The 13440-nt window shown below is 52.1% G+C and carries 10 protein-coding genes and 2 tRNA genes; 3 read left to right on the plus strand and 9 right to left on the minus strand.

All coding sequences use genetic code 11. The annotated features are described in order from the left end of the window. Positions 1-39 precede the first annotated feature (39 nt). The 4 genes from infB to HV334_RS21755 all read right to left on the minus strand — a co-directional run bounded on the left by infB (position 40) and on the right by HV334_RS21755 (position 5007). Complete coding sequence (infB, locus tag HV334_RS21740; protein WP_016154667.1) at positions 40-2730, minus strand: translation initiation factor IF-2; 2691 nt, start codon at positions 2728-2730, stop codon at positions 40-42. 24 nt (positions 2731-2754) lie between these two features. Further along, a complete protein-coding gene (gene nusA, locus HV334_RS21745; protein WP_181220892.1) occupies positions 2755-4242 on the minus strand; it encodes a transcription termination factor NusA in 1488 nt (495 codons plus the stop codon). Positions 4243-4270: 28 nt separating this feature from the next. Next, the gene (gene rimP, locus HV334_RS21750) at positions 4271-4723 is read right to left on the minus strand and encodes a ribosome maturation factor RimP (protein ID WP_003024996.1); all 453 of its coding nucleotides are present in this window, start codon (positions 4721-4723) and stop codon (positions 4271-4273) included. Between the two features lie 207 nt (positions 4724-4930). After that, positions 4931-5007: transfer RNA gene (locus HV334_RS21755), tRNA-Met, on the minus strand. Between the two features lie 334 nt (positions 5008-5341). Between HV334_RS21755 and argG the strand changes: the two genes are divergently transcribed. Further along, positions 5342-6685: an argininosuccinate synthase gene (argG, locus tag HV334_RS21760; RefSeq protein ID WP_049283205.1), complete on the plus strand. Its 1344-nt coding sequence runs from the start codon at positions 5342-5344 to the stop codon at positions 6683-6685. A 204-nt stretch (positions 6686-6889) separates the two neighbouring features. Here argG and HV334_RS21765 read toward each other — a convergent pair. From HV334_RS21765 to HV334_RS21775, 3 genes are all read right to left on the minus strand, one after another. Then, positions 6890-6976: transfer RNA gene (locus HV334_RS21765), tRNA-Leu, on the minus strand. Positions 6977-6985: 9 nt separating this feature from the next. Then, entirely contained in the window at positions 6986-7318 is a 333-nt protein-coding gene (gene secG / locus HV334_RS21770; RefSeq protein ID WP_003025000.1) for a preprotein translocase subunit SecG, read from the minus strand. A 167-nt stretch (positions 7319-7485) separates the two neighbouring features. Continuing rightward, positions 7486-8379 (minus strand): LysR family transcriptional regulator, encoded by an 894-nt coding sequence (locus HV334_RS21775; RefSeq protein WP_047358519.1) that lies wholly within the window; start codon positions 8377-8379, stop codon positions 7486-7488. 148 nt (positions 8380-8527) lie between these two features. Here HV334_RS21775 and iadA point away from each other — a divergent pair, with 148 nt between their 5' ends. Beyond that, positions 8528-9661 (plus strand): beta-aspartyl-peptidase, encoded by a 1134-nt coding sequence (gene iadA, locus HV334_RS21780; protein WP_181220893.1) that lies wholly within the window; start codon positions 8528-8530, stop codon positions 9659-9661. 10 nt (positions 9662-9671) lie between these two features. Then, on the plus strand, positions 9672-11138 hold the full coding sequence (gene dcuC / locus HV334_RS21785) for a C4-dicarboxylate transporter DcuC (protein ID WP_016157568.1): 1467 nt from the start codon (positions 9672-9674) through the stop codon (positions 11136-11138). Positions 11139-11184: 46 nt separating this feature from the next. Here dcuC and glmM read toward each other — a convergent pair whose 3' ends face one another. Both glmM and folP read right to left on the minus strand, forming a co-directional pair. Further along, positions 11185-12522, minus strand: coding sequence for a phosphoglucosamine mutase (glmM, locus tag HV334_RS21790; RefSeq protein ID WP_047499736.1), 1338 nt, complete (start codon positions 12520-12522; stop codon positions 11185-11187). Continuing rightward, on the minus strand, positions 12515-13363 hold the full coding sequence (gene folP, locus HV334_RS21795; RefSeq protein WP_181220894.1) for a dihydropteroate synthase: 849 nt from the start codon (positions 13361-13363) through the stop codon (positions 12515-12517). The genes glmM and folP overlap by 8 nt, the downstream gene beginning before the upstream one ends. Positions 13364-13440 lie beyond the last annotated feature (77 nt).

A 13440-nucleotide genomic window follows, 5' to 3' on the forward strand; every position in this document is an offset into this window, starting at 1 on the left:
GCGCAGCCAACGCAGTTGCGGCCCAAAAGACGACGAAGATTATGCGATGGTACGTTTGATCTCGATAATCTCGAACACTTCGATCATATCGCCAACGCGAACGTCGTTGTAGTTCTTAACGCCGATACCACATTCCATGCCATTACGGACTTCGTTGACGTCATCCTTGAAGCGGCGCAGGGATTCCAGCTCGCCTTCATAGATAACCACGTTGTCGCGCAGTACGCGGATTGGGTTGTGACGTTTAATCGTGCCTTCGGTAACCATACAGCCTGCGATAGCGCCGAATTTCGGTGATTTGAACACATCACGAACTTCAGCCAGACCAATGATCTGCTGTTTCAGTTCCGGAGACAGCATGCCGCTCATCGCTGCTTTCACTTCGTCGATCAGATGATAGATGACGGAGTAGTAACGCAGATCCAGGCTTTCTGATTCGATAACTTTACGTGCAGAGGCATCAGCACGGACGTTGAAGCCAACCAGAATCGCGTTGGATGCCGCAGCCAGGGTCGCGTCGGTTTCGGTGATACCACCTACGCCAGAACCGATAATCTTCACTTTTACTTCGTCGGTAGACAGTTTCAGTAAAGAGTCAGAAATCGCTTCTACAGAACCCTGAACATCGGCCTTCAGAACGATGTTCACTTCGTGAACTTCGCCTTCGGTCATGTTGGCGAACATGTTCTCCAGTTTAGATTTCTGCTGACGAGCCAGTTTAACTTCACGGAATTTGCCCTGACGGTACAGTGCAACTTCACGGGCTTTCTTCTCGTCACGAACAACGGTAACTTCGTCACCCGCAGCCGGAACACCGGACAGACCCAGGATTTCCACCGGAATGGACGGACCCGCTTCCAGTACTTCCTGACCCAGTTCGTTACGCATCGCACGAACGCGGCCGTATTCGAAACCACACAGTACGATGTCGCCTTTGTTCAGCGTACCTTCACGTACCAGCACGGTAGCAACCGGACCACGACCTTTATCCAGGAAGGATTCGATAACCGCACCGCTCGCCATACCTTTACGTACAGCTTTCAGTTCCAGTACTTCGGCCTGCAACAGGATAGCATCCAGCAGTTCGTCGATACCGGTACCCGCTTTCGCAGAAACGTGAACGAACTGGCTCTCGCCGCCCCAATCTTCCGGCATGATGCCGTACTGGGACAGTTCGTTTTTAACGCGATCTGGATCTGCTTCTGGTTTATCGATTTTGTTGACTGCAACCACTACCGGCACACCTGCCGCTTTCGCGTGCTGGATAGCTTCGATAGTCTGCGGCATCACGCCGTCATCTGCTGCAACAACCAGAACAACGATATCCGTTGCCTGAGCACCACGAGCACGCATGGAGGTAAACGCGGCGTGACCCGGGGTATCCAGGAAGGTGATCATACCGTTGTCAGTTTCAACATGGTACGCACCGATGTGCTGAGTAATGCCGCCCGCTTCGCCAGAGGCAACTTTCGTGGAGCGAATGTAGTCCAGCAGAGAGGTTTTACCGTGGTCAACGTGACCCATGATGGTCACTACCGGTGCGCGCGGCTCTGCCGCAGCGCCGGTGTCACGGTCGCTCATTACTGCTTCTTCCAGCTCGTTTTCACGACGCAGGATAACTTTGTGGCCCATCTCTTCGGCAACCAGCTGTGCGGTTTCCTGGTCGATGACCTGGTTAATGGTCGCCATTGCGCCCAGCTTCATCATCGCTTTGATGACCTGGGAACCTTTGACTGCCATCTTGTTCGCCAGATCGCCAACGGTGATGGTTTCGCCGATCACAACGTCACGGTTAACGGCCTGAGCCGGCTTCTGGAAGCCCTGCTGCAGAGCGGAACCTTTACGCTGCTTACCGCCTTTACCGCCGCGAACCGCTGCACGCGCTTCTTCACGGTCAGCTTTAGATTCAGCGTGTTTGTTACCTTTCTTCGCCGGACGCGCTGCTTTCGTGCTGCGAGTACGACCACGACCGCCTTCTACTTCACGATCGTTCTCGTCTTCTGCCTGGCGAGCATGCTGAGAGGTGGTGACGTGATAATCGCTGGTATCTTCAACAGGTTCAGCGTTGTTCACACCATTCTTCTCGTTTTCTTCCGCCATACGGCGAGCTTCTTCCGCTACGCGGCGCGCTTCTTCTTCAAGCTTGCGACGTGCTTCTTCTTCCGCTTTACGCTTCAGTTCTGCGGCTTCATTTTCACGGCGGGCTTTTTCGGCCTGGGCGGTTTTAGTCATATCGTCGGTCTGTTGATTGCTCACTTTGTCTTTTTCCGCAGCTTCACGTTTCGCTTTATCAGCGGCTTCACGCTTAGCTTGTTCTGCGGCCTCACGTTCGGCTTTTTGTTGCGCCTCGCGTTTGGCAGCTTCTTCTGCCTCACGACGGGCTTGCTCTTCCGCTTCACGCTGCGCCTGCTCTTCCGCGGCAAGGCGTTCAGCCTCTTGCGGATCGCGTTTCACAAAGGTGCGTGTCTTGCGGACTTCGATTTGTACCGATTTGCTTTTTCCACCGGTACCTGGAATATTGAGAGTACTGCGCGTTTTACGCTGCAATGTCAACTTATCGGGCGCTGAGCCGTTTTCACGGTTCAGATGCGCCAGTAAGGTTTGTTTCTCTTGTGCGGACACAGAGTCGTCAGCAGACTTCGGGATACCTGCATCAGCAAATTGCTGTACCAGGCGATCCACGGAGGTCTGTATCTCTGCAGCCAGCGTTTTTACGGTTACATCTGTCATACTGTTCCTTCCTGCTACAGTTTATTACGCTTCGTCGCCGAACCAGCAAATATTACGGGCAGCCATAATCAGCTCACCGGCTTTTTCGTCGGTCAACCCTTCGATATCAGCCAGATCATCAATGCCCTGTTCAGCGAGATCTTCCAGCGTACAAACACCACGGGCAGCCAGTTTGAAGGCCATCTCACGATCCAATCCTTCCAGATTCAGCAGATCGTCAGCCGGTTTGTTATCACCGAGACTTTCTTCCTGGGCCAGTGCCAGAGTGGTCAGTGCGTTTTTAGCACGCTCGCGCAGCGCTTCAACGGTCTGTTCATCCAGGCCGTCAATTTCCAACAGCTCTTTCATTGGCACGTAGGCCAGTTCTTCCAGCGTCGCAAAACCTTCTTCCACCAGAACTGTCGCGAAATCTTCATCGATATCGAGATATTTGATGAAGGTATCAATGGCTGCATGTGCTTCAGCCTGATGCTTCGCCTGCAGGTCATCAACGGTCATCACGTTGAGTTCCCAACCGCTCAGTTGTGAAGCCAGGCGGACGTTCTGACCATTACGTCCAATCGCCTGAGCCAGGTTACCGGCTTCAACCGCGATATCCATGGTGTGTTTGTCTTCATCCACCACGATAGAAGCGACGTCTGCTGGCGCCATTGCGTTAATCACGAACTGCGCCGGGTTATCATCCCACAGGACGATATCGATACGCTCGCCGCCCAGTTCGGTAGAAACCGCCTGAACGCGCGCACCGCGCATACCCACACAGGCGCCGACCGGATCAATACGCTTGTCGTTGGTCTTAACGGCGATTTTCGCACGTGAACCCGGATCGCGAGCAGCCGCTTTAATTTCGATCACTTCTTCGCCAATTTCCGGCACTTCAATGCGGAACAGCTCTATCAGCATTTCCGGTTTGGAACGGGTTACGAACAGCTGGGCACCGCGCGCTTCCGGGCGTACAGAGTAAAGAACGCCACGAATACGGTCACCTGGGCGGAAGTTTTCACGCGGCAGCATGTCTTCACGCAGGATCACGGCTTCAGCATTGCTGCCCAGATCCAGAGAAATGTTGTCGCGGTTAACTTTCTTCACCACACCGGTGACGATTTCGCCTTCGTGTTCGCGGAACTGATCGACAACCATTGCGCGTTCAGCTTCACGTACTTTCTGTACGATAACCTGTTTCGCGGTCTGGGTGGTGATACGGTCAAAGGTGACAGATTCAATCTGATCTTCAACATATTCGCCCACGTTCAGGCTTTCGTCTTCGAAGCGTGCCGCTTCCAGCGTAATTTCTTTGGTCGGCTGAGTAACTTCTTCTACGATTACCCAACGACGGAAGGTATCGAAATCACCGCTTTTACGATCGATTTCTACGCGAACGTCGATCTCTTGCTCATATTTTTTCTTTGTTGCTGTAGCCAGCGCACTTTCCAGCGCTTCAAAAATTTTCTCGCGTGGCAGCGCTTTTTCGTTGGATACGGCTTCAACAACAGCCAAAATTTCTTTGTTCATCGCGGGCTTTTCACCTCAATCCAGACTGTTAAAAGTGGGGAACCAGGTTCGCCTTCTGGATATTACTCAGCGCGAACACTTCATCTTTACCTTCGACTGTGACCGTGATCATCTCACCATCCACCGCTTTGATAACGCCCTGCCATTTACGACGGTTTTGTACCGCCATACGAAGAACCAGCGTCACTTCTTCACCCAGGAAACGCACGTAGTGTTCAGCTGTGAACAGAGGACGGTCGAGACCCGGAGAGGAGACTTCCAGGTTGTAGGCAACGGTGATTGGGTCTTCGACATCCATCACGGCGCTTACCTGATGGCTCACATCAGCACAATCATCAACATTGATGCCATCTTCACTATCAATATAGATGCGCAGTGTGGATGTGCGACCACGAATAAATTCGATGCCGACCAACTCGTAGCCCAGGGCTTCAACTGGCGCTGTAATCATCTCTGTTAATTTTTGCTCTAATGTGGACAAGCCCACCCCCAAGACATAAAAAAAGGGCCTAAAGCCCAGTTATTCTGTAGTCAGATAACAAAAAACCCCGATAAATCGGGGCTTTATATAACTGAACCCTATAACCGCACCTGCGGTTCGGAAAACCTTCCGAAAGAATTTTTTTCAAATCCAGCTACGAAGGCCTAAGTCTTCACAGTATATTTGAAAAAGAACTCTAAGGGAAAGTGGTTGCGGGGGCCGGATTTGAACCGACGACCTTCGGGTTATGAGCCCGACGAGCTACCAGGCTGCTCCACCCCGCGCCTGAAACGTGGCAAATTTTACTCGTTTTGGGTAAAAAATGCAAATACTGCTGGGATTTGGTACCGAGGACGGGACGTAAAATCTGCGCACAGTATATTGATTCACTATGCGGTATGTCAACCTTGTTACGACTATGCAAATCAATGAATGCTGCCCAGCGAATATTCGACCAGATAAATGTATCACCCGCGCCGTTATTTAACGAAATTATCACTAAACTCTTCCTGTCATCCAGAAAAGATGATTAAATGAAAACTCACTTATTTTGCATAAAAATGCAATTAGTATAATAAGCCGACCTCTTCAACAGTCTATCAAGCAGGGTTTTATTTTATGACGACGATTCTCAAGCATCTCCCGGTAGGTCAACGTATTGGTATCGCTTTTTCCGGCGGCCTGGACACCAGTGCAGCACTGCTGTGGATGCGACAAAAAGGGGCTGTCCCATATGCATATACTGCGAATTTGGGCCAGCCGGATGAGGATGACTATGACGCCATTCCTCGCCGTGCAATGGAATATGGTGCTGAGAATGCTCGCCTGGTAGATTGCCGTAAGCAGCTGGTTGCCGAAGGGATTGCTGCGATTCAGTGCGGTGCATTCCACAACACCACCGGCGGACTGACCTATTTCAATACCACTCCGCTGGGCCGTGCTGTCACCGGCACCATGCTGGTTGCGGCCATGAAAGAAGATGGCGTAAATATCTGGGGTGACGGTAGCACCTATAAAGGTAACGATATTGAACGTTTCTATCGTTACGGTCTGCTGACCAACGCCGAACTGCAGATTTACAAACCATGGCTGGATACCGATTTTATCGATGAACTCGGCGGTCGCCATGAGATGTCCGAATTTATGATTGCCTGTGGTTTCGACTACAAGATGTCCGTTGAGAAAGCGTACTCCACGGACTCCAATATGCTCGGGGCGACCCACGAAGCAAAAGACCTCGAGTTTCTGAACTCCAGCGTCAAAATCGTCAACCCGATTATGGGCGTGAAATTCTGGGATGAGAGCGTGAAGATCCCGGCAGAAGAAGTCACCGTGCGTTTTGAGCAGGGTCATCCGGTTGCGCTGAACGGTAAAACCTTCAGCGACGACGTTGAGATGATGCTGGAAGCCAACCGCATCGGCGGCCGTCACGGTCTGGGTATGAGCGATCAGATTGAAAACCGTATCATTGAAGCGAAAAGCCGGGGCATCTACGAAGCTCCGGGGATGGCATTGCTGCACATCGCCTATGAGCGTCTGCTGACCGGGATTCACAACGAAGACACCATCGAGCAGTATCACGCGCACGGTCGCCAGCTTGGTCGTCTGTTGTATCAGGGCCGCTGGTTTGACTCTCAGGCGCTGATGCTGCGTGACGGTCTGCAGCGTTGGGTTGCCAGCCAGATTACGGGTGAAGTGACGCTGGAACTGCGTCGCGGTAATGATTACTCCATCCTCAACACCGTGTCGGACAATCTGACTTACAAACCAGAACGTCTGACGATGGAAAAAGGCGACTCGGTATTCTCTCCGGATGATCGTATCGGTCAGTTGACCATGCGTAATCTGGATATCACTGATACCCGCGAGAAGCTGTTCGGTTATACACAGTCTGGCCTGCTGACCGCCTCTTCCACAACCGGCCTGCCGCAGGTTGAGAATCTGGAAAACAAGGCGAAGTAAATATTCATCATCTTCAGGCCGCGAAAGCGGCCTTTTTTATGCGCAGAAAATAGGGATGTTCTGTTACCCTGAGGCCTGATAAGCCTGGCACCATCAGGTATTGTAATAGTCGGATGGCGTCCTAAATGTCTTATCCGACCTACAGAACTACCACAAATGACAGACGAAAAAAAAGACGCTTTGCAGCGTCTTTTTTTTGGAATTTGGTACCGAGGATGGGACTCGAACCCACAAGCCCGTTAGGGCACTACCACCTCAAGGTAGCGTGTCTACCAATTCCACCACCTCGGTACAGAATACTTAGCGTGGGATATCGCTGGTCGGCTGAGCCGGAGCAGCTGGCTGAGTTTGCTCGGTTTTCGCCGGTGCACTCAGATTTTCCCACTCACTTCCTTTATTGGTCTTATTGCTGTTCATGTTACCCAGCACCAGACTGATGATGAAGAACAAGGTTCCTAATACAGCTGTCATGCGGGTCATGAAGTTACCAGAACCACTTGAACCAAACAGAGTACCAGAAGCGCCTGCGCCAAAAGAGGCTCCCATATCAGCGCCTTTGCCTTGCTGCAGCATGATCAAGCCTACCAGGCCAATTGCCACAATAAGGAAAACTACTAAAAGAGCTTCGTGCATAATCAACCTGTTCCTTGCGGAGTTGCCGCGTACAATGCTTCGACCATTAAAGCGGGAATGTTTACTGTTTCCCACTGAAGCGGGTGTGAATACTAACCAAAGCGAATAACCTTCGCAAGGGCAATTTGTTGGCATTGTATCAACTGCGGAAAAAATCGCCACATCAATCAAAAACGCAGCAACTTCTCCCAGCATCTCTGCATGACGGCGCGTTGATCGTCAAGATTCGCCCATACCACAACGGGGATTTCACAAATCAGGTCAGCGTTTTCTGGCCAGCAGTGAATAATTTGCTGGTTCACCAACTCTTCCGCAACCATCGATTCGGGTAACCATGCCATTCCCATATGCCGCAGCACCATTTCTCGTATCGTTTCGCTTAAACCACTCTCAAACACTTTTTTCAGACGTGGGCGGACGCGTTGTTCAGCTGGCTCAATAATGCGTCTGACAAAGGTGTAGTCGCTATAGCATAGCCATGGGATCGGCGCATGCGGATCGTTAAGCGCATTAGCCAACTGCGCAGAAATAACCGGTATAAATCGCTCATACCGCCATAGTGAACGTTTTAACCCTCCGGCAATCTCCAGCCCCGGCTGCGAAGATGGTAAATCGTAGGTCACCAGCAGATCGATTTGCCGATCTATCAAGGCGTTAAAGTGGTTGTCTATCCCCTGAATACTGGCATTAACCGTAAAATTTAACTGCGGTTCGCTCTGTCGCAGATAGTTGATCATATCCGGCAGGATATTCACCGACAGCGTATGCAGGCTAACCATCACCAGCGTATTGTCCGTTGCTGGCGTCATCGCCGATAGCTCGTGGCGCGCCTCTGTTAGTGTACTGAGGACGTGCCGGGCATAGGGTTCAAAGCGTTCACCATAGCGTGTCAGCGTAACGGGGGTCGTGGTCCGGTCAAACAACGGCACCCCTAACACCTCTTCCAGCGCCTTTATACGCCGACTGAGTGCGGGTTGAGTAATATGCCGCTGCGCCGCGGCCTGAGAGTAGTTTCCATGCTGACTCAATGCCAGAAAATCTTCCAGCCACTTACAATCCACGTTGAACTCTCCACCATGCCATAACCGCATCCTCCAATACCAAATCGGTAATAGTCATAGTTATAGTAATGGCTTTATGGTGGGCATCATAACAACAATATTCCTTTTCACCTGCCGACTCTCACCCACGACGTTTGACAGGACCTATATGTTTACTTTATTGACCAATGCCCGTGTTTTTTCTCCCGAGGATTTAGGCCTCTGCTCCCTGCTCATTCATGCCGACCGAATTGTGGCGGTAGAAAAAGATCTTTCCCTGTTTGATGGCGTCGACGAGGTCATCGATTGTCATGGTAAATGGGTTATCCCAGGCATAATCGATCAGCATGTCCATCTTACCGGTGGCGGTGGCGAGGCTGGATTTGCCAGCCGAACGCCAGCCGTCAAGCTACGCGATCTGATTCAGGCAGGTATTACCACGGTTGTCGGCGTGTTAGGTACCGATGCCATTTCTCGTTCGCCCAAAGACCTCTACGCCAAAATGCAGTCTCTCAACCTTGAGGGATTACGCGCATTTATGCATACGGGAGCCTACGCGGTACCCAGCCCAACCATTACGCGATCCATCCGCGATGACATGACCTTCATTCCGGCGATTCTTGGCGTCAAAATCGCCCTCGCCGATCACCGTGGTTCTTACCCCTCTTTCCAGGAATTGCTGAGAATAGTAAGCGATATCCGCGTGGCTTCCCTGCTGGCAGGCAAAAAAGGGTTACTGCATGTACATCTGGGGAATCTGCCTGAAGGGATGTCACAGCTTATTGAGCTGTGTGATGCAGGCATTCCAATTCACCACATTTCACCGACCCATGTTGCGAGAACAGCGCCCTTGTTCGAACAGGCGATTGCGTTCGCTCATCGTGGCGGCCATATCGACGTTACGTCTGGCGGTAGTCGCTTTATGCCTCAGGAGCAGGTAATCCTCCACGCTCTGGAAGCCCAGGTTCCAGCCGATCGCATCACGATCAGCTCTGATGGTAATGGCAGCGTTCCGCGCTTCAACGCCCAGGGTATTGTGGAAGGCTTAAGCGCGGCACCGGTCGCAGGTAACCTTAATCTTCTTCCTCGCTTGATTGATGTGGGGATCCCTGTGCCACAAGCGATCGCGATGTTGACGGCAAACGTTGCGCGCTCGTTGGGTATTTCCGGCGGCGTGCTCTGCGCCGGGGAACGTGCTGATATCTGTGTACTCAATGATGACCTCTCGCTGGCCCATCTGTTCGCTGCGGGTAAGCCGTTGCTGCGGGATGGCGAGAGCCTGGTTACTGGCAACTTCGAGTAAGGGGGCAAGAATGTCATTATTACTGGCGCTAATTGCCATCATTTTTGCCGGACGTCTGATCCTCAAAAAATATCACCCCCAGTCAGTGTTGCTGTTGACCGGGATTGTGCTGCTGCTTATCGCGCATTTTAGCGGGATGACCACGCTCAGTGACCTGGTGAAAAAAAGCACCGGATTCGGCCCCTTTGATGCCTTCGAGTTTATTCGCGATACCCTGAGCGTGCGCCTCGGCGGCCTTGGGCTGCAAATTATGCTGATTGGTGGTTTCGCTACATATATGTCGGCCATTGGCGCAAGCCAGGTGCTGGTTCGGGTGACGTCTCGCCCTTTGCAACGCCTGAACTCACCGTATCTGCTGTTGGGGCTGGCGCTGTTGCTGGGTCAATTCCTGTCGCTGTTTATCAGCAGCGCCACCGGGCTGGGTCTGCTGTTGATGGCGACGCTCTACCCGCTGCTGACCCGTCTTGGCTGTAGCCGCGCTGCCGTTGCCGCCGTTATCGCCAGTACCTGTGCGGTTGAATTTGGTCCAGGTTCCGGCAACTCGGTTCTCGCCGCCAAAACCGCAGGCATCGAGGTGGTGAACTATTTCGTGCAGGATCAGTTGCCGATCGTCGTCCCCGTTATTCTGTTCATCGCCCTGTTACATATTGTTGTGCAACGCTTTTTCGACCATCGGGAAAGCAGTGACGGTGTGGCTCAGCAGATGCAGACATTAACGTCGACCGATGAAACTGAAGCACCGATCGCCTGGCTTTTTCTGCCTATGCTGCCGCTGGTGTTGATGCTGGTGTGCAGTGATTTAGTATTCAGTTCGCTCAAAATTACGCTGGATACCGCCGTACTGATAAGCCTCGCCATTACCCTGGTTTGTGAGTATTGCCGTCATCGTAAGGCGCGCGAGGTGATGGCAGGCGTACAAAAAGTCTTCGACAGCATGGGCAGCGTTTTTGCTACCGTCGTCACGCTGATTATCGCCGGTGAAGTCTTTTCAGCCGGACTGAAAGCCATTGGCGCCGTCGATGCGCTGCTGTCGCTTTCCGGTGAATTTGGCCTCAGCGCCGCCTCTATTATCCTGCTGATGACCCTTATCACCTTTGCAATTTCAGCGCTAATGGGCTCCGGAAATGCGGCGTTTTTCTCCTTCGCCCCAATGGTACCGGACATCAGCCGTCATATCGGTAGCGACATCGCAGTCATGATGTTGCCTATCCAGATATCGGCGGGGATTGGTCGTACGTTATCCCCCATTGCCGGCGTCATCATTGCTATCGCGGGAATTGCAGGCGTCTCGCCTGTGGATATTGTTAAGCGCACCGCGATTCCGATGCTGGGCGGTTGGTTACTGATGATTGCGCTGACCTTTGCCCGGTCAGGGCATTTGCTGGCGGTTCTGCCGTGGCTGGCAGTCCTTGTAATATTAATGATCGGTGGTTACTTCTGGCAGCGCCGACATAAACAGTCGCTTCCCGTACAGTAAAAAAAAAACCGGAGTCCCAGACTCCGGTTTTCACTGTTTTTAGTGATTACACCGCTTTGACGGCATCGGCAATACGGTGAGCGAATTCAGTCACCTGAGCTTCATCTTCACCTTCAACCATCACGCGAATTAACGGTTCTGTACCTGACTTACGCAGCAGAACACGTCCGCGATTGCCCAGTGCAGCTTCAACTTCAGCCATCACCGCTTTCACGTTTTCATGTTCCAGCGGATCGCCGCTACCTGCGGTGTAACGTACGTTAACCAGCAATTGCGGGAACATTTTCATGCCGCTGCACAGGTCGTGCAAACTCATATGGTTACGCACCATCGCCGCCAGTACCTGCAGACCTGCAACGATACCGTCACCGGTGGTGGTTTTGTCCAGCAGGATCACATGGCCTGAGTTTTCAGCACCGATACGCCAGCCTTTTTCCTGCATTTTTTCCAGTACATAGCGGTCGCCGACTTTCGCACGGGCAAACGGAATACCCAACTGTTTCAGGGCCAGCTCGAGGCCCATATTGCTCATCAGCGTGCCTACCGCGCCACCGCGCAGTTGCCCCTGACGCAGGGCTTCACGGGCAATGATGTACATGATCTGATCGCCATCGACCTTATTGCCTTCGTGGTCAACCATAATGACGCGGTCGCCGTCACCATCCAGCGCAATACCCAGATCGGCTTTTTCCGCCATCACACGCGCCTGTAGGGCACGGACGTCGGTAGCGCCGACTTCTTCATTGATATTCACACCGTTTGGCTCACAGCCAATAGCAATCACGTTTGCGCCCAGCTCACGCAGTACACTTGGCGCAATATGGTACGTCGCACCATTAGCGCAATCCACCACGATTTTAAGCTCACTCAGGCTCAATTCATTCGGGAAGGTGCCTTTGCAAAACTCGATATAACGACCGGCAGCATCAACGATACGGGTAGCTTTACCCAGTTCAGCCGAGTCCACGCAGGTGATCGCTTTTTCCATTTCGGCTTCGATAGCTTCTTCAACCGCATCCGGCAGTTTAGTCCCATCGATGGAGAAGAATTTAATCCCGTTGTCATAGTACGGGTTGTGCGAAGCAGAGATAACAATCCCGGCTTCAGCACGGAAGGTGCGCGTCAGATATGCAACAGCAGGTGTTGGCATTGGGCCTGTGAAAGAAGCCGACAGTCCGGCGGCAGCCAGACCCGCTTCCAGTGCGGACTCCAGCATATAGCCAGAAATACGCGTATCTTTGCCGATAATAATTTTACGTGAACCATGACGTGCCAGCACTTTTCCTGCAGCCCAACCCAGTTTGAGCACAAAGTCAGGGGTAATTGGGGCGTCGCCTACGCGACCACGGATCCCATCGGTGCCAAAATATTTACGATTACTCATAGCGTTTATTTTCCTTTGCAGACAATGTGGCTTCCACCACACGCATCGCTTCTACGGTTTCTTTGACGTCATGGACACGAACGATATGCGCCCCTTGCATTGCGGCAATGACCGCACACGCAAGGCTACCGCTCAGGCGTTCGGATGGCCCCACATTCAGCAACTGGCCAACCATTGATTTTCGTGACATCCCAACCAGCAATGGCAGATTAAAATGATGAAACTCAGCCAAACGTGCCAGTAATGTGTAGTTGTGAGTGAGATTTTTACCGAATCCGAACCCGGGGTCGAGCAACAATTTATCTTTTGTGATTCCAGCCCGCTCGCAGCGTGCTATTTGTTCAACAAAGTAACGATTTACATCAGCAAAAACATTCTCGTACTTTGGTGCTTCCTGCATGGTTTTCGGCTGACCCTGCATATGCATCAGACAAACCGGTAATCCGGTTTCTGCTGCGGCTTCCAGCGCCCCAGGCTCCGAGAGTGAGCGAATGTCATTAATGATATGTGCGCCGACTCTGGCGCACTCGCGAATCACTTCTGCTTTTGAAGTATCGACCGAAATCCACACTTCAAAACGCTGAGCAATCGCCTCCACCACCGGGATCACTCGCTGCAACTCTTCTTCCACGCTCACATCGGCCGCGCCTGGACGCGTGGATTCACCACCCACATCAATGATAGTCGCCCCGGCGTTAATCATCAGGTTTGCGTGTTTTACCGCCTCAACCAGAGAGTTGTGCGCACCACCATCGGAAAAGGAATCTGGCGTGACGTTCAAAATCCCCATGACGTGTGGATGGCTGAGATCCAGTGAAGACCCCTGAGCAAAGAGTTTCATAGTTTTATCCCTGATAACATCTTGAATATACAAATAAGAAAAACCCCGGGGCAAGCCCCAGGGTTTTAAATTAAAAC

The organism is Citrobacter sp. RHBSTW-00944, assembly GCF_013615435.1.
GTDB classification, from domain to species: Bacteria; Pseudomonadota; Gammaproteobacteria; order Enterobacterales; family Enterobacteriaceae; genus Citrobacter; species Citrobacter braakii.

What these genes read in the sequence shown, in the direction of transcription:
- infB (WP_016154667.1), bottom strand. Translation starts at nt 2,730, where the DNA reads ATGACAGATGTAACCGTAAAAACGCTGGCTGCAGAGATACAGACCTCC.
- nusA (WP_181220892.1), bottom strand. Translation starts at nt 4,242, where the DNA reads ATGAACAAAGAAATTTTGGCTGTTGTTGAAGCCGTATCCAACGAAAAA.
- argG (WP_049283205.1), top strand. Translation starts at nt 5,342, where the DNA reads ATGACGACGATTCTCAAGCATCTCCCGGTAGGTCAACGTATTGGTATC.
- secG (WP_003025000.1), bottom strand. Translation starts at nt 7,318, where the DNA reads ATGCACGAAGCTCTTTTAGTAGTTTTCCTTATTGTGGCAATTGGCCTG.
- iadA (WP_181220893.1), top strand. Translation starts at nt 8,528, where the DNA reads ATGTTTACTTTATTGACCAATGCCCGTGTTTTTTCTCCCGAGGATTTA.
- dcuC (WP_016157568.1), top strand. Translation starts at nt 9,672, where the DNA reads ATGTCATTATTACTGGCGCTAATTGCCATCATTTTTGCCGGACGTCTG.
- glmM (WP_047499736.1), bottom strand. Translation starts at nt 12,522, where the DNA reads ATGAGTAATCGTAAATATTTTGGCACCGATGGGATCCGTGGTCGCGTA.
- folP (WP_181220894.1), bottom strand. Translation starts at nt 13,363, where the DNA reads ATGAAACTCTTTGCTCAGGGGTCTTCACTGGATCTCAGCCATCCACAC.